Annotated in this window: 17 protein-coding genes; 14 read left to right on the top strand and 3 right to left on the bottom strand. The window is 62.9% G+C overall.

Features of this window, described 5'->3' with window-relative positions; all coding sequences use genetic code 11:
* Positions 1-2: 2 nt before the first annotated feature.
* The 7 genes from CYR55_RS20900 to CYR55_RS20930 all read left to right on the top strand — a co-directional run bounded on the left by CYR55_RS20900 (position 3) and on the right by CYR55_RS20930 (position 7,185).
* Entirely contained in the window at positions 3-986 is a 984-nt protein-coding gene (locus CYR55_RS20900; protein WP_101818275.1) for a substrate-binding domain-containing protein, read from the top strand.
* 2 nt (positions 987-988) lie between these two features.
* Positions 989-2,527 (top strand): sugar ABC transporter ATP-binding protein, encoded by a 1,539-nt coding sequence (locus CYR55_RS20905; protein ID WP_101818276.1) that lies wholly within the window; start codon positions 989-991, stop codon positions 2,525-2,527.
* Between the two features lie 76 nt (positions 2,528-2,603).
* Entirely contained in the window at positions 2,604-3,584 is a 981-nt protein-coding gene (locus tag CYR55_RS20910) for an ABC transporter permease (protein WP_241522202.1), read from the top strand.
* 19 nt (positions 3,585-3,603) lie between these two features.
* On the top strand, positions 3,604-4,623 hold the full coding sequence (locus tag CYR55_RS20915; protein ID WP_101818278.1) for an ABC transporter permease: 1,020 nt from the start codon (positions 3,604-3,606) through the stop codon (positions 4,621-4,623).
* Between the two features lie 44 nt (positions 4,624-4,667).
* A complete protein-coding gene (gene alsE, locus CYR55_RS20920; RefSeq protein WP_101818279.1) occupies positions 4,668-5,339 on the top strand; it encodes a D-allulose 6-phosphate 3-epimerase in 672 nt (223 codons plus the stop codon).
* 14 nt (positions 5,340-5,353) lie between these two features.
* A complete protein-coding gene (gene alsK, locus CYR55_RS20925; protein WP_101818280.1) occupies positions 5,354-6,262 on the top strand; it encodes an allose kinase in 909 nt (302 codons plus the stop codon).
* Positions 6,259-7,185, top strand: coding sequence for a ribokinase (locus CYR55_RS20930; RefSeq protein ID WP_101818281.1), 927 nt, complete (start codon positions 6,259-6,261; stop codon positions 7,183-7,185). The genes alsK and CYR55_RS20930 overlap by 4 nt, the downstream gene beginning before the upstream one ends.
* A gap of 55 nt (positions 7,186-7,240) precedes the next feature.
* On the opposite strand, the gene CYR55_RS20935 is transcribed toward CYR55_RS20930, so the two are convergent.
* Positions 7,241-7,849 carry an HD domain-containing protein gene (locus CYR55_RS20935; protein WP_101818282.1) on the bottom strand — a complete coding sequence of 203 codons (609 nt, stop codon included), beginning with the start codon at positions 7,847-7,849 and terminating at the stop codon, positions 7,241-7,243.
* Positions 7,850-8,046: 197 nt separating this feature from the next.
* Between CYR55_RS20935 and trhA the strand changes: the two genes are divergently transcribed.
* Positions 8,047-8,703, top strand: a complete 657-nt coding sequence (gene trhA / locus CYR55_RS20940; protein ID WP_101818283.1) for a PAQR family membrane homeostasis protein TrhA — start codon at positions 8,047-8,049, stop codon at positions 8,701-8,703.
* A gap of 102 nt (positions 8,704-8,805) precedes the next feature.
* On the opposite strand, the gene ygfZ is transcribed toward trhA, so the two are convergent.
* A complete protein-coding gene (ygfZ, locus tag CYR55_RS20945) occupies positions 8,806-9,801 on the bottom strand; it encodes a tRNA-modifying protein YgfZ (protein ID WP_101818284.1) in 996 nt (331 codons plus the stop codon).
* Between the two features lie 230 nt (positions 9,802-10,031).
* Between ygfZ and sdhE the strand changes: the two genes are divergently transcribed.
* Together sdhE and CYR55_RS20955 are read left to right on the top strand one after the other, a co-directional pair.
* The gene (gene sdhE / locus CYR55_RS20950) at positions 10,032-10,298 is read left to right on the top strand and encodes an FAD assembly factor SdhE (protein ID WP_101818285.1); all 267 of its coding nucleotides are present in this window, start codon (positions 10,032-10,034) and stop codon (positions 10,296-10,298) included.
* Entirely contained in the window at positions 10,279-10,737 is a 459-nt protein-coding gene (locus CYR55_RS20955; RefSeq protein WP_101818286.1) for a protein YgfX, read from the top strand. The genes sdhE and CYR55_RS20955 overlap by 20 nt, the downstream gene beginning before the upstream one ends.
* Positions 10,738-10,797: 60 nt before the next feature.
* Here CYR55_RS20955 and fldB read toward each other — a convergent pair whose 3' ends face one another.
* Complete coding sequence (gene fldB / locus CYR55_RS20960; protein WP_101818287.1) at positions 10,798-11,316, bottom strand: flavodoxin FldB; 519 nt, start codon at positions 11,314-11,316, stop codon at positions 10,798-10,800.
* A 120-nt stretch (positions 11,317-11,436) separates the two neighbouring features.
* On the opposite strand from fldB, the gene xerD reads away from it, so the two are divergent.
* The 4 genes from xerD (at position 11,437) to prfB (ending at position 16,073) form a co-directional block, all read left to right on the top strand.
* A complete protein-coding gene (gene xerD, locus CYR55_RS20965) occupies positions 11,437-12,342 on the top strand; it encodes a site-specific tyrosine recombinase XerD (protein WP_101818288.1) in 906 nt (301 codons plus the stop codon).
* 41 nt (positions 12,343-12,383) lie between these two features.
* Positions 12,384-13,091, top strand: coding sequence for a bifunctional protein-disulfide isomerase/oxidoreductase DsbC (gene dsbC / locus CYR55_RS20970; protein WP_101818289.1), 708 nt, complete (start codon positions 12,384-12,386; stop codon positions 13,089-13,091).
* 26 nt (positions 13,092-13,117) lie between these two features.
* A complete protein-coding gene (gene recJ, locus CYR55_RS20975; RefSeq protein WP_420912746.1) occupies positions 13,118-14,845 on the top strand; it encodes a single-stranded-DNA-specific exonuclease RecJ in 1,728 nt (575 codons plus the stop codon).
* 129 nt (positions 14,846-14,974) lie between these two features.
* A protein-coding gene (prfB, locus tag CYR55_RS20980) for a peptide chain release factor 2 (protein WP_101818291.1) occupies positions 14,975-16,073 on the top strand; the annotation gives its coding sequence in 2 pieces (ribosomal slippage) (positions 14,975-15,049 and positions 15,051-16,073; 1,098 coding nt in all).
* Positions 16,074-16,078: the final 5 nt, after the last annotated feature.

Here is a 16,078-nt window from a genome sequence, read left to right on the forward strand (position 1 = left end):
TCATGAAAAAATCGGTACTGGCCTGCTTGTTTGCCTCGGCGTTGTTGTCCTTGTCGGCGCAGGGCGCGGAGAAGATCCGCATGGGCGTGGTGGTGAAGATTGGCGGCATCCCGTGGTTTAACGCCATGGAGGCGGGTATCAAAAGTGAGGCGGCGAAACGCGGCATTGACGCCTGGCAGGTCGGGCCGACCGCCGCTGACCCGGCGTTGCAGGTGCGGGCGATTGAAGACCTGATCGCGCAGAAAGTGGATGTCATCGGCGTGGTGCCGAACGACGCCAAAGTGCTGGAGCCGGTGCTGAAACGCGCGCAGGCGGCGGGCATCAAGGTGATTGTGCACGAGTCGCCGGGGCAGAAGTTCGCCGACTGGGATTTCGAGCTGGTGGACGCCAAAGACCACGGCATCAACCATATGAAAGCGCTGGCCGCCTGCATGAAAGAGCAGGGCAAGTATGCGGTCTACGTCGGCAGCCTCACGGTGCCGCTGCATAACCTCTGGGCGGACTCTGCCATCGACTACCAGAAAGCGCACTACCCGAATATGCAGATGGTGGCGGACAAGTTCGGCGTGGCCGAATCGCTGGATGACACCATGCGCACCACCAATGACCTGATGGCCAAATACCCGGATCTGAAAGGGGTGGTGGCGTTTGGTTCCCAGGGGCCGATCGGTGCCGGGCGCGCGGTGATGAACCGCGGCAAAACCAACGACATCTGCGTCATCGGGCCGTTCAGCCCCGGCCAGGGTGCGTCACTGGTGAACCGCGGCGCGATCAAGGGCGGGTTCATCTGGAACCCGATGGTGGCGGGCGAGGTGTTTGTGCGGGTGGCGGACATGCTGGAGAAAGGTGAAAAAATCACCAACGGCATGACCATCGAGGGCATGGGCAAGGTGAAAGTGGACGAGGCGACCCACACCATTCTGGGCAATGAAACCGAAAGCCTGGACAAAGCCAACCTGCCGAAACTGGTCAAAATGGGGCTGTAATCATGGCAATTGCTGACACTCTCCCGGCCGCTGCGCCTGCTGTTGCGCCCGGCACCGCGCCGCTCATTGACGTGCAGCACCTGTCGATGACCTTCGGCGGCCAGCGGGCGTTAAATGACATCAGCCTGACGCTGATGCCGGGCGAGGTGCACTGCCTCGCCGGTACCAACGGCTGCGGCAAAAGCACGCTGATCAAGGTGATTTCCGGCGTGTACCAGCCGGACGCCGGTTGCCGCATCACGTTGAATGGCGAGCAATTCCGCCGCCTGACGCCGGAGCAGGCCCGCGCGTTCGGCATTCAGGTGATCTACCAGGATTTGTCGCTGTTCCCTAACCTCACGGTGGCAGAGAACATCGCCTTCGAGCACAACCTGCACGGGCTGTTTGGCTGGTTCCGCCCGGGGCGGTTGCGCGCCACCGCCGAACGCATCCTGACGGAGCTTAACTTCTCACTCGACCCGGAGAGTCTGGTCTCTGAGCTGCCGATTGCCCAGCGCCAGCAGGTGGCGATCTGCCGGGCGCTGGTGGCGGATGCCCGGCTGGTGATCATGGACGAGCCGACCGCCTCGCTGACCCGCACCGAGGTGAACCAGTTGCTGCGCACCGTACACTACCTGAAAAGCCGCGGCATCAGCGTGGTGTTCGTCAGCCACCGGCTGGATGAAGTGCTGGAGATCTCCGACCGCGTCACGGTGATCCGCGACGGCAAGAAAGTCGGTACCTTCCCGGCGGCGGAGGTGAGCAGCCAGCGCCTCACAGAGCTGATGACCGGCCTGACGCTGGACTACAAGCTGAAAGGGGCGAACCGCCACGCCGGGCGCATCATGCTGGAGGTGGAAAAACTCAGCCGCGCCGGGCAGTACCAGGATGTCAGCTTCAAGCTGCATCAGGGTGAAGTGCTGGGGCTGTGCGGGCTGCTGGGTGCCGGGCGCACCGAGCTGGCGCTGAGCCTGTTCGGCATGACCCGGCCCGACAGCGGCAAAATCTACCTCGACAGCAAACCGGTACGGTTCCGCAGCCACGAAGACGCGATCAAAGCGGGCATCGGCTACGTCTCGGAAGACCGGCTGACGCTGGGGCTGGTGCTGCAACAGTCAGTGGCGGACAACACCGTGCTGGCGATCCTCGACCAGCTGCGCGGCCGTTTCCACCTGATTGATGAGTACCGCAAAAACAAACTGATCCTGCAATGGATCGAAAAACTCGGGGTGAAAGTCAGCGACCCGAACCAGGCGATCGCCACCCTTTCCGGCGGCAACCAGCAAAAAATCGTGCTGGCGAAATGGGTGCTGACCCAGCCGAAAATCCTGATCCTCGACTCGCCCACCGTGGGCGTGGATGTCGGCGCCAAGGCCAGCATCTATGCGCTGATCCACCAGCTGGCGGACGAGGGCATCTCAGTGCTGCTGATCTCGGACGAGGTGCCGGAAGTCTACTTCAACTGCGACCGGGTGCTGCACGTCAGCGAAGGCCGCATCCTCGGCGAATACCTGCCGCAGAACATCAGCCAGCAACAGCTTGCGGAGGCGGTCAATGCTTGACGTTAACTCTCCTTTGCCGGTGAAAAACACCCCGGCCAAAAAAACGGTACCGGCCAAAAAAGCCAAGGCTAATCCGCTGCGCCGCCTGCTGCCGCGCCACAATGAAGGCTATCTCGCCTGGGTGCTGGTGGTGGTGGTGGTCACCTTCTCCCTGTTGAGCGACCAGTTTCTGACGCTGCAAAACCTGCTCGGCCTGAGCGAGAGCTACGCGGTGAGCGGCATCTTCGCCCTCGGGCTGTTTGTGGTGCTGGTGACCGGCGGCATCGACATCTCGTTCGCGGCGGTGGCCTCGGTGGTGCAGTACCTGATCGCCACCCTGGCAACCCATTACGGGCTGGCCAACCCGGCGCTGAGCATCGCGCTGGCGGTGGCGGCCGGGGCGCTGCTCGGCATGGTGAATGCGCTGCTGATCTACGGCCTGCGGATTGTCTCGATCATCGTCACCATCAGTATGCAGGCGCTGCTGTTCGGCATGCTGATGTGGCTGACCAACGGCCGCAGCCTGTATGACCTGCCCGAATGGTGGACGATGCCGCTGCAGGTGCTGCCGTTTTCCGTCGGCGGCCAGGAATACCAGATTGGCCTGCCGCTGCTGGTGATGCTGGCGGTGGCGCTGTTCACCTGGCTCTTGCTTAACCGTACCCACCTCGGCCGCCAGCTGTTCGCCATGGGCGGCGATCAGGAGTCGGCCCGGCGCATCGGCATCCGCGTCGGGCTGCTGCACCTGTTCGCCTACGGCTTCCTCGGCGCGATGGCCGCGCTCGGCGGGCTGGTGCAGGTCTACCGCGTCGGGGAAGTAGTGCCGAACGCGCTGGTCGGCGGTGAGCTGGATGTGCTGGCCGCGGCGGTGCTCGGCGGGGCCAGCCTCAACGGCGGCAAAGGCAGCGTGGTCGGCACGCTGATGGGCGTCTTCCTGATCGGCATGCTGAAAAACGGCCTGAACCTGATCGGCGTCTCCAACTACTTCATGAACGTGGTGATCGGCATCGTGATCGTCGCCGCCATCACCGTGACCCACTACAAAAAGCGCAAAGAGACCGATGTCGGCTTTGTGTGATGACGTAACCGGAGGAGTGATGTTCAAACAGATCAACAAGGTGGACGGTACCACCCGCAGCCTGCTTGGGTTGCTGGTGCTGGTCATCGCCGGCTTCACCCTGGCGCTGCCGGGGCAGTTCTTCAACGGCGGCACCTTTATGAGCGTGGCGTTCCAGCTGCCGGAACTCGGGCTGCTGACGCTGGCGATGTTCATCCCGATCCTCAGCGGCGGCCTGAACCTGTGCATTATCGCCACCGCCAACCTCACCAGCCTGCTGATGGCCTGGGTATTCCTGACCTGGATGCCGCCGGAGGCGGGGCTGGCGATGCAGGCGCTGTGGCTGGTGCTCGCGCTGGCCGGGGCGATGCTGCTGGCGGCCGCGATCGGTGTGTTCACCGGGGCGCTGGTGGCGTACATCGGCGCGCACCCGATTCTGGTGACGCTCGCCACCATGACCATGGTGAACGGCCTCGGCATCTACCTGACACGCGGCGCGGCGCTAAGCGGCATGCCGGAGATTGTGCGCTTCATCGGCGCGGAAACCGTATTGGGGATGCCGGTGCCGCTGATCATCTTCCTGCTCACTGCCGCGCTGCTGGCGCTGTTCCTGGAGAAGACCCGGCTCGGCAAAACCATCTACATGAGCGGCAGCAACATCAATGCCACCCACTTCAGCGGCGTGAACACCCACCGGGTGCTGATGGCGATCTACATGATCTCCAGCCTGCTCTGCGTGATCGCCGGGCTGGTGATGATGGCGCGCTTTAACTCTGCCCGTATGGGCTACGGCGACTCCTACCTGTTGCTGACGGTGCTGGCGATCATCCTCGGCGGCACCGATCCGTTCGGCGGCTTCGGCCGCGTCAGCGGCGTGGTGCTGGCGCTGATCGTCTTACAGGTGATCGCCACCGGCCTTAACCTGCTTAACGTCAGCCCGCACTTCAGCCTGGCGATGTGGGGCGCAGTGCTGATCCTGGTGCTGGCCGGCAAATTCTTCCGCCAGCACTACCTGCAACGGCGGGCGGTGCGCCGCAGCGCCGCGCAGGCCCGGCGCTGACCCTTTACCTTTCACCTTATCCGTTACCCCTGGGGACATTGATCATGGATTACAAAATTTCGCCCTCGCTGATGTGCATGAACCTGATGGAGATCCGCCAGCAGCTGGCAGTGCTCAACCGCCGCGCCGACATGCTGCACATCGACATCATGGACGGCCACTACGTGAAGAACATCACCCTGTCGCCGTTCTTTATCCAGCAGATCCGCCCGCACACCCCGCTGGTGCTGGATGTGCACCTGATGGTGGAAAACCCCACCGATTTCATCGTGCCGATTGCCGAGGCCGGGGCGGACTTTATCTGCCCCCATGCCGAAACCATTAACCGCGACGCCTTCCGCGTGATCAACCAGATCCGCGCGCTGGGTAAACAGGTCGGCGTGGTGCTCAACCCGGCGACACCGGTGGGGTTCCTGCGCCACTACATTCACCTGCTGGATAAGGTAACCGTGATGACGGTGGACCCAGGCTACGCCGGGCAGCCGTTTATCCCGGAGATGCTGGAGAAGATCCGGGAGCTGCGTGACCTGAAGCGCGAACACAACTACCGCTACCTGATCGAGATCGACGGCTCCTGCAACACCGGCACCTACCACGACCTGATGGCCGCCGGGGCGGAAGTGCTGATCGTCGGCAGTTCCGGCCTGTTCAACCTCGACAGCGATCTGGATGCGGCCTGGGACAAAATGCTCGATCACATGCGCCGGGCGGCGTAAACGCGGAGAGGCGTATGCAGCAATTTCTTGGGGTCGATATCGGCGGTACGCACACCCGGCTGATCGTGATGGATGCACAGCAGCAGTTCAGCGGCTACCGCAAGGTGAAAACCGCCGACTGGGCGCAGCAGCCGCAGCCGTTGCAGGGGCTGAATGACCTGATTGGCGCGGCGCTGCCTGACCGGGGCGAAACGCGGGTGATGCTCGGGCTGCCGGGCATCTTGTCCCGCGACCGGGCGCGGGTGCTGTCACTGCCGTTTATCCCGGCGCTGAATGACCAGCCAGTGGCGGCGCAACTGGCGCAGGCGCTGGGCGTGGAGGTGCGCATGGACAAGGACGTTAACCACCTGATGTGGTGGGACTTAACCCGCCTGCCGCAACTGCCGCGCGTGGCGGCCGGGGTCTACCTCGGCACCGGCATGGGCAACAGCCTGTGGCTGGACGGCGCGTTTTACCACGGCGCGCACGGGGCGGCAGGCGAGCTGGGGCACATTCCCTGGCCGGGGCTGGCGACGCAGTGCCGCTGCGGCAAACAGGGCTGCGTGGAGAGCATTACCGCCGGGCACTGGCTGGCGGCGTGGGCGGCGGAACACGCGCCGCACACCGCCCTGGGCGCGCTGTTTGCGGAACAGGGCGCACACCCCGATTTGCAGGCATTTATCACCCGGCTGGCACAGGCGATCGCCACTGAGATGAACATCCTTGATCCGGAGCATCTGGTGCTGGGCGGCGGCGTGCTGGCGATGCCGGGCTTCCCGCAGGCGGCGCTGGTGGCGCAGATCCGCGCCCACCTGCGCGCGCCGCAACCGGCCGGCGGGCTTGCGATCACCTTCAGCGATGTCACCGATGAGACCGGCTGCCGCGGTGCCTGTCTGGCGGCCGCGCGCGATCCGCTTTTTTCCGGCAGCAGGAGGCAGGCATGAGCAACAAAGTATGCGTTTTTGGATCCTTTAACCTGGATATCGTGGCCGGGATGGCGCGCTTCCCGCAGCCGGGCGAATCCCTGATTGCGCGCACCAGCATGATGGGCGCGGGCGGCAAAGGGGCCAACCAGGCGATTGCGGCACTCCGGGCGGGCGCGCGGGTGCATTATATTGGGAAAGTGGGGCGCGACGATTTCGGCCAGTTTGCCCGCCGCCACCTCGACAGCGCCGGGTTTGACGCGGTAACGCTGTTCTCCACCGGCGAGCGGCCTACCGGCAATGCGCTGATTTACGTGGCGGGCGAAGACGCGGAGAACATGATCGCGGTGGACCCCGGCGCTAACCTCACCGTCACCGATCAGGAGATTGACCAGTGCCGCCCGGCGATTGCGGCGGCGGATATTTTGCTGACCCAACTGGAGAATAACCTCTCGGCGGTGACGCGGGCGATTGCGCTGGCGCGGGAGGCGGGCACGCCGGTGATCCTCAACCCCGCGCCGTTCCAGCCGGTGCCGGACGCGCTGTTAACGCAGCTGTTCCTGCTGACGCCGAACGCCACGGAGTGCTCGTTGCTGAGCGGCGTCACGGTCACGGATGTGGCGTCCGCCCGGCAGGCGGCGGGGGTGCTGCACCGTAAAGGCGTCACGGCGCTGATTATCACGCTCGGCACCCAGGGCGCGCTGTTGTCACTGGACGGTGAGACTACGCTTATCCCGGCGTGCCGCGCCATACCGGTGGACACCACCGGCGCGGGGGACGCGTTTAACGGCGCGCTGGCGGCGCAGCTGGCGGCCGGGGCGGCCCTGCCGCAGGCGGCGCAGTTTGCCTCCGCCTATGCGGCGGTCTGCGTGGAACGCCCCGGTGCCGCCGCCTCCATGCCGGACTACGCGGAGGCGCTGGCGCGCCAGCAGGCCTGCGCCTGACGCGCTGTTTTCATCCTGCGCAGGGGCGTTGTTTCATCCTGCGCGAGGGAGGGCGTTATTTCAGCCAGCCCTGCTGGTGGGCGGCGTGCAGGTGGGTTTCCAGATAGCGCCACAGCTCCGGGTGCACCTCGCCGATAAAGGCGTTGCGGCTCAGTACTTGCTCCAGTCGCACGCCATTTTCCACCCAGCTCTGGCCCCGGTTGTTCAGGTTCATGATCACCGGCAGCACCCGGTCAATCAGCAACGCAAAACGCGCTTCCGGCGTCTCGCCCTGTTCATACTCATGCCATAAACTCAGGAAATGGCTGCCCTGCGGCTCCGGCAACAGCCCGAACAGCCGCACCGCCGCCGCCTGCTCTTTCTCCTGCACCGCCGCCCGCCCGGCGAGGTCATACACCAGCACATCCCCCGCGTCGATCTCCACGATGTCATGCAGCAGCGCCATCTGAATCACTTTCGGCAGGTCAATCGCCTCCCCGGCGTAGGGTGCCAGGCTCATCGCCGCCACCGCAAAGTGCCAGCTGTGTTCGGCGGAGTTCTCCTGCCGGGTGGTGCCGAGCACTTTGGTGCGGCGCTCTACGGTTTTGAGTTTGTCGATCTCCATCAGGAAATGGAACACTTCAGTCATGGAACCAAAATCAAGGGCAGGGGATATCAAAGACATAGCGACTCCAGAGCAAGCAGTGAAAACAGTTATTCCGATAATGTCGGGTATTTCGTTAACAGGGAGTATTTCGTTAACGGTGAATTGTTACAAGGTTTCGCCATTTATTTTAAGCGTACACGTGTACACTGGAATAATTCTCAGTTAGGCTGTTTACGTCCAGTGGCGACATTTTTGCTGAAAGGAACCTGCACACGATGACGGATACCGTTACCCACCGAACGTCCCCGGCCTATCCGTGGGCGGAGGAGATCGCAAACAGCATCAGCCATGGCATTGGGCTGCTGCTGGGCATCATCGGCACGGTGATGCTGCTGGTCAGTGCCTTTGGTGAAAAAGCCGGGCCGACCACCTTGATAAGCTACAGCGTTTACGGCGGCAGCATGGTGCTGCTCTACCTGGCCTCGACGCTCTACCACGCCATACCGCACGCCCGCGCCAAATACTGGCTGAAGAAACTCGACCACTGCGCCATTTACCTGCTGATTGCCGGCACCTACACGCCGTTTCTGCTGGTGGGGCTGAACTCGCCGCTGGCGCGCGGGCTGATGGCGGTGATCTGGGGGCTGGCGCTGGTTGGCGTGCTGTTCAAGCTGGCGTTTGCCCACCGCTTTGAGAGGCTGTCGCTTATCACCTACCTGACCATGGGCTGGCTCTCGCTGGTGGTGATCTACCAGCTGGCGGTCACGCTGCCGTGGGGGGCGGTGGCGCTGCTGGCGCTCGGCGGGGTGATTTACAGCCTGGGGGTGATTTTCTACGCCTCGGAACGCTGGCGTTTCGGCCACGCCATCTGGCACCTGTTTGTGCTGGGCGGCAGCCTCTGCCACTTTCTGGCGATCTACCTGTACGTGTGATGAACAGCCTTTACGTGTAATGAACAGCACGCATAAAAAACGGAACCCTCGGGTTCCGTTTTTTTTCAGGCCGGCGCGGCGTTATTTCTCTTCAATCAATGATTATTTCTCTTCCACCAATGAATAGGGCAGCGGCTGGATCGACAGGGTGCCGGAGGCGTCATCGCGCACGCGGAACAGGCTCTCCGGAGCCAGATCGTTATTCATCACCACCTGCACCCACAGGGTGCCGTCGCTGAGCTGAACCGCCGCCAGCACCGTGCCGGTGCGCCGCCAGTTTTCGCCCATCTGCATCTCCAGGTCTTCCCCGGCTTCCGGCACGCGGGCCGCCTGCCCGGCCAGCCAGTAGAGCGCCCGCTTGTTGGCCCCGCGGTATTTGGCGCGTGCCACCATCTCCTGCCCGGCATAACAGCCTTTGCTGAAGCTGATGCCCGCCGGCAGAGCCTGCAGGTTGGCGGCCTGCGGGATAAACTGCGCGCTGTTGGCGCTGTCAATCACCGGGTAACCGGCTTCAATGTCCAGCGCCAGCCACTGCTCGCTGTCATTGTATTGCGCCTGTTCGCCCAGCTTCTCCACCAGCGCCCCGGCTTTCTCCGGGGTGGTCACCAGCAGGTAACGCTCGGCCGGCAGGGCGAAATGCAGCAGTGTGGAGCCGCCGGACTGCACCACCGGGTGCTCCGCCGTGGGCAGCTCATCAAACACCCCGGCCAGCGCGGCACGCGCCTGGAAACCGGCCACGCCCAGCAGCGCCGCCTGATCCCCGGCAGCAAAGGTGACTTTGGAAAACACCGCGTACTTCTTGATCTCGGCCAGCTGGCTGTCACGCACGCTGCGGCGCTCCAGATAGGCCCAGCCGTCACCGTGCGGGAAAAGCCGCAGGTTGCTCCACATTTTGCCTTTGGCGTCACAATGGGCGCACAGCACATGCTGGTCACTGCCCAGCGATGCCAGATCGGCCGTGACCTGGCCTTGCAGGTAACTGACGGTGTCAGCACCGGCCACCGTCACCAGCGCCCACGCCTCCAGGGAGATCAGGGTCAGGGGCAGATGCGAAGACGCGGACGGTTTTTGCGGGGGAAACGGGGTGGTATACGCCATATAAGGTTCCTGCCAGTAGAAGGGCCATCGGGGTTTGCCTTAATGGTAAAAGAGGTTCAGGGGATTGCAACAGGTATTCGTGGCATCTTTCCCGCAGAACGTTGCTGCCCGGTAACGGGTTGCAGACTCTTTTTCCGGCATGTGCCGAATTGTTACGCCGAGGCGCGTGCAGAATGTTAAAATCAATTTAAACTGACGCACTTCCCTGACAGAAAAGGCCGGTAAAACACATGGATATTAACAATAGGGCACGCATTCACTGGGCATGCCGCCGCGGTATGCGCGAGCTGGATATCGCCATCATGCCGTTCTTTGAACATGAATATGACACCCTGAACGACACTGACAAGCAGCTGTTCGTCCGCCTGCTGGAGTGTGACGATCCGGACCTGTTCAACTGGTTGATGAATCACGGCGCGCCGCAGGACAGCGAATTGCAGCGCATGGTTACCCTGATTCAGACGCGAAATAAAGACCGTGGCCCAGTGGCGATGTGATATCCGCGTTTCCTGGCGCACCCAATTGTTGTCCCTTTTTCTGCATGGCGGGCTGATCCTGCTGGTGCTGCTGGCCCCCTGGCCGGAAGGCTACCTGCTGGTGTGGCTGACGCTGGTGGTGCTGCTGGTGTTCCAGTGCATCCGCAGCCAGAAAAATATCTCGGCCCGGCACGGGGAGATGGTGTTCTTGTCGCCGGGGCAACTGCGCTGGAAACAGCGTGAGTGGCAACTGGTGCGCGCGCCGTGGCTGATGCGCAGCGGCATGATCCTGACGCTGAAACCGCTGGATGACGGCACAGGGCTGCCGTTCTGGCAGCGACGCCGGCAGCGGCTGTGGCTCGCCTCCGACGCCCTGACGCCTGCGGCGTGGCGGCACCTCTGCCTCTATGCACGCCAGCAGGGGGCCGCCTCCCACGGGGCAGGGCACGACCGCCCCTGAACGGCGTTACAGTCCTGAACGGCATGGCAGTCCTGAACGGCGTTACAGTCCTGAACGGCATTAAAGCAGCGGGGCCATCTCCTCCAGGATCTGCTCGCACCACTGCTGGAGGCGTTCGTCGCTCTGGTCATACTGGTTCACTTCATCCAGCGCCAGCCCGACAAAGTGTTTGCCGTCCGGGGTGACTGCTTTGGGGCTGGTGAACTCGAACCCCTCGGTGGGCCAGTAGCCGATAAAATGCACGCCTTTCGGCTTCAGCTGGTCATGCAGCAGGCCGAGGGCGTCCAGGAACCATTCGCCATAGCCGAGCTGGTCGCCCATGCCGTACATCGCCACAATCTTGCCTTTCAGGCTCAGGGTCACCAGCTGGTTCCAGACCGCTTCCCAATCCTCCTGAATTTCGCCAAAGTCCCAGGTCGGGATGCCGAGGATCAGCACCGGGTACTCTTCCATCAGTTTGGGGTCGGCATCGCGCAGGTTGTGCAGGTCAACCAGCTCCTCCCCCAGGATGTCGCGTATCTTTTCTGCTGCCATTTCGGTGTAACAGGTACTTGAACCGTAAAACAGACCAATCTTCATCTTTATGTTGCCATTTGGTTACTGAATTGCAGATAAGCTGAGTGTATCAGATTTGCCCCACTATTTTGCCCGGCGATAAGGCATAATGGCGGGCGAATTCACCTCATCCCCGGAGCCAGCGTGACAGAGCATGAGCACGATCACAGCCTGATTGAACAGTTTCTTGATGCCCTCTGGCTGGAGCGCAATCTGGCACAGAATACCCTCGACTCTTACCGGCTTGATTTGCAGGCGCTGGCGGCCTGGCTGCACCATCATCAGGCCGGGTTATTGAGCGCCGATGCCCCGGCGTTGCAGGCGTTTCTGGCCGAGCGGGTGGAGGGCGGCTACAAGGCCAGCAGCTCGGCGCGGTTGCTCAGCGCCATGCGCCGCCTGTTCCAGTACCTCTACCGCGAAAAGCAGCGCACGGATGACCCGACGGCGCTGCTCTCGTCGCCCAAGCTGCCGCAGCGGTTGCCGAAAGATCTCAGCGAGGCGCAAATCGAGGCGCTGTTACAGGCACCCAGCACCGAAAACCCGCTGGAGCTGCGTGACAAAGCGATGCTGGAGCTGCTCTACGCCACCGGGCTGCGCGTCTCGGAGCTGGTGGGGCTGACGCTGAGCGACGTCAGCCTGCGGCAGGGCGTGGTGCGGGTGATCGGCAAAGGAAATAAGGAGCGGCTGGTGCCGCTGGGCGAAGAGGCGATCCACTGGCTGGAGAACTACCTGGAGTTCGGCCGCCCATGGCTGCTGAACGGCCAGGCGATCGACATCCTGTTCCCCAGCAACCGCAGCCAGAAAATGACGCGCCAGACCTTCTGGCATCGCATCAAGCACTATGCGATCCTTGCCGGCATCGACAGCGAGCGGCTGTCGCCCCACGTATTGCGCCACGCCTTTGCCACCCATCTGCTGAACCATGGCGCGGATCTGCGGGTCGTACAGATGTTGCTGGGCCACAGCGATCTCTCCACCACCCAGATTTACACCCACGTGGCGACGGAACGGCTGAAACAGCTTCACCAACAGCACCATCCCCGTGCCTGAGTGCCGGGTGAACCCATCAGGATATGCACAAGGAACCGATGATGAAAAACCATTTTATGTCGCTGGCGCTGCTGACCGCCGTGCTGTGCGGCAGCGCGCAGGCGGACGATGCCGCCATCAAATCGAGCCTGAAAGGGCTGGGCGTGCAGCACGTTGAGATTTTGCCTGCGCCGGTGGCCGGGCTGAAAACGGTGCTCACGGAAAATGGCGTGCTCTACACCACGGATGATGGCCGCTACATGGTGCAGGGGCCGCTGTATGACGTCAGCGGCAAACAGCCGGTGAATGTCACCAACCGGTTATTGCTGGACAAGCTGAACAAGCTGGAACCGGAGATGATCGTCTACAAAGCCGCACACCAGAAACATGTGATCACGGTGTTTACCGACATCACCTGCGGCTACTGCCACAAGCTGCATGAGCAGATGAAAGAGTACAACGATCTGGGCATCACCGTGCGCTACCTGGCGTTCCCGCGCCAGGGGCTGGACTCGGTCACCGAGAAGCAGATGCAGGCCATCTGGTGCGTGGCTGACCGCAACAAGGCGTTTGACGACGCCATGCGCGGCGAGCAGGTCTCCCCGGCGAGCTGCAACACCGACATCGCCCGCCACTTCGAGCTGGGCGTGCAGTTCGGCGTCTCCGGCACCCCGGCCATCGTGCTGGAAAACGGCAGCATGGTGCCGGGTTACCAGCCGCCGAAAGAGATGGCAGCGATGCTGGATGCCCAGAAATCCGCACAAAATTAAAGAACGGTGGTAAGCCCTGAGTGATCATGCAAACAACCCTCCGCCGCCGTGAGGCGGCCCCGGCCGACGGCCTGCCCGCAGAGATTAACCCGCTGCTGCGCCGCCTCTATGCGGCACGCGGCGTCCGTGCGCCAGAGGAGCTGGAGCGCGGCGTGCGCGGCCTGCTCAGCTACCAGCAACTCAGCGGCATTGACCGGGCGGTCGCGCTGCTGCAACAGGCGCTGGCTGACCGGCGGCGCATCATGGTGGTCGGGGACTTCGACGCCGACGGCGCCACCAGTACCGCGCTGACGGTGCTGGCGCTGCGCAGCATGGGCGGCAGCGAGGTGAACTATCTGGTGCCGAACCGTTTTGATGACGGTTACGGCCTCAGCCCGGAAGTGGTGGAGCAGGCGGCCGCGCGCGGCGCGGAGCTGATCCTCACCGTGGACAACGGCATCTCCTCCCATGCGGGCGTCGATCTGGCGCACCAGAAAGGGATTCAGGTGCTGGTCACCGATCACCACCTGCCGGGCGAGACGCTGCCTGCGGCAGAGGCGATCATCAACCCGAACCTGGCCGACTGTGCCTTTCCCTCCAAATCCCTGGCCGGGGTCGGCGTGGCGTTTTACCTGATGCTGGCGCTGCGCACCGCGCTGCGTGAGGCGGGCTGGTTTGCCCAGCGCGGCCTGAAAGAGCCGAACCTCGCGGAGCTGCTCGATCTGGTGGCGCTCGGCACGGTGGCGGACGTGGTGCCGCTGGATGCCAACAACCGCATTCTGGTGTTCCAGGGGCTGAACCGCATCCGCGCCGGCAAGTGCCGCCCCGGCATCCGCGCGCTGCTGGAAGTCTCCGGGCGCGAGGCGCGCACGCTGGCGGCCAGCGATCTCGGCTTCGGCCTCGGGCCGCGGCTCAATGCGGCCGGGCGGCTGGACGATATGTCCATCGGCGTGGCGCTGCTGCTCAGTGATGACATCGGCCAGGCGCGCGCGCTGGCCAGCGATCTCGACGCGCTGAACCAGACGCGCCGCGAGATCGAACAGGGGATGCAGGCCGAAGCGCTGGTGCTGTGCGACCAGCTGGAGCGCACCACCACCGAGCTGCCTTACGGGCTGGCGATGTACCACCCGGAGTGGCACCAGGGCGTGGTCGGCATCCTCGCCTCACGCATCAAAGAGCGCTTCAACCGGCCGGTGATCGCCTTTGCCCCGGCGGGTGAGGGCGTGCTGAAAGGCTCCGGCCGCTCGATTGCCGGGCTGCACATGCGTGACGCGCTGGAGCGGCTCGACACCCTGCACCCGGGCCTGATGATGAAGTTCGGCGGCCACGCGATGGCGGCCGGGCTGTCGCTGGAGGAGGCGCAGTTTGAGCGCTTCCGCGATTGCTTCGCCGATCTGGTGGGTGAGTGGCTCGACCCAAGCCAGCTGGAAGGGGTGATTTGGTCAGACGGGGAACTCGCCCCGCAGCAGATGACGCTGGAGACGGCCGAACTGCTGCGCGAGGGCGGCCCGTGGGGGCAGGCGTTCCCGGAGCCGACCTTTGACGGCATGTTCCGCATCCTGCAACAGCGGCTGGTGGGCGAGCGCCACCTCAAGCTGATGGTGGAACCGCTGGGCGGCGGCCCGCTGCTGGACGGCATCGCCTTCAACATCGACACCACCCTCTGGCCGGACAGCAGCGTGCGCGAAGTGCAGCTGGCGTATAAGCTCGACGTCAATGAATTCCGCGGCAACCGTAACGTGCAATTATTAATCCAGCATCTGTGGCCGCACTGAGCGGCCGCAGGGCAGGGGAGTGCGCCAGAAATCGGCGCAACTTGCTATAAACCGGCAGCCAGATCCGCTAGAATTACCGGTTCGAATGGCATTCCGTCATCTGCGACACTAACGTAAGACTTAAAAACCATGTTTGAAATTAATCCGGTAAAAAATCGAATTCAGGACCTGTCTGCACGGACAGCGGTCCTGAGGGGGTATCTTTGACTACGATGCCAAGAAAGAGCGACTGGAAGAAGTAAACGCCGAGCTGGAACAGCCCGACGTCTGGAACGAGCCTGAACGCGCCCAGGCGCTGGGCAAAGAGCGCGCGTCGCTGGAGTCGATCGTGGACACCATCGACCAGCTGGCGCAGGGCCTGGAGGATGTCTCCGGCCTGCTGGAACTGGCCGTGGAAGCCGACGACGAAGAGACCTTTGACGAGGCCGTCGCCGAGCTGAACCTGCTGGACGAGAAGCTGCAACAGCTCGAGTTCCGCCGCATGTTCTCCGGCGAGTATGACAGCGCCGACTGCTACCTCGACATCCAGGCCGGTTCCGGCGGCACCGAAGCCCAGGACTGGGCCAGTATGCTGGTGCGTATGTACCTGCGCTGGGCCGAGGCCAAAGGCTTCAAGACTGAAATCATCGAAGAGTCTGACGGCGATGTGGCCGGGCTGAAATCCGCTACCATCAAGATCATCGGCGACTACGCCTTTGGCTGGCTGCGTACCGAAACCGGCGTTCACCGCCTGGTGCGCAAAAGCCCGTTTGACTCCGGCGGCCGCCGCCACACCTCATTCAGCTCCGCGTTCGTCTACCCGGAAGTGGATGATGACATCGATATCGAAATCAACCCGGCAGATTTGCGCATTGACGTCTACCGTGCCTCCGGCGCGGGTGGTCAGCACGTAAACCGGACGGAATCTGCGGTACGTATTACCCACATTCCGACCAACATCGTGACCCAGTGCCAGAACGACCGTTCCCAGCATAAAAACAAAGATCAGGCGATGAAACAGCTGAAAGCGAAGCTGTACGAGTTTGAGATGCAAAAGAAAAATGCTGAGAAACAGGCGATGGAAGAGAACAAATCTGACATCGGCTGGGGCAGCCAGATCCGCTCTTATGTGCTGGATGATGCCCGCATCAAGGATCTGCGCACCGGCGTTGAGACACGTAATACCCAGGCCGTGCTGGACGGTGACCTGGACAAATTCATTGAGGCAAGTTTGAAAGCCGGGTTATAAGGAAC

It is taken from the genome of Chimaeribacter californicus, from assembly GCF_002858675.1.
Taxonomy (GTDB): Bacteria; Pseudomonadota; Gammaproteobacteria; order Enterobacterales; family Enterobacteriaceae; genus Chimaeribacter; species Chimaeribacter californicus.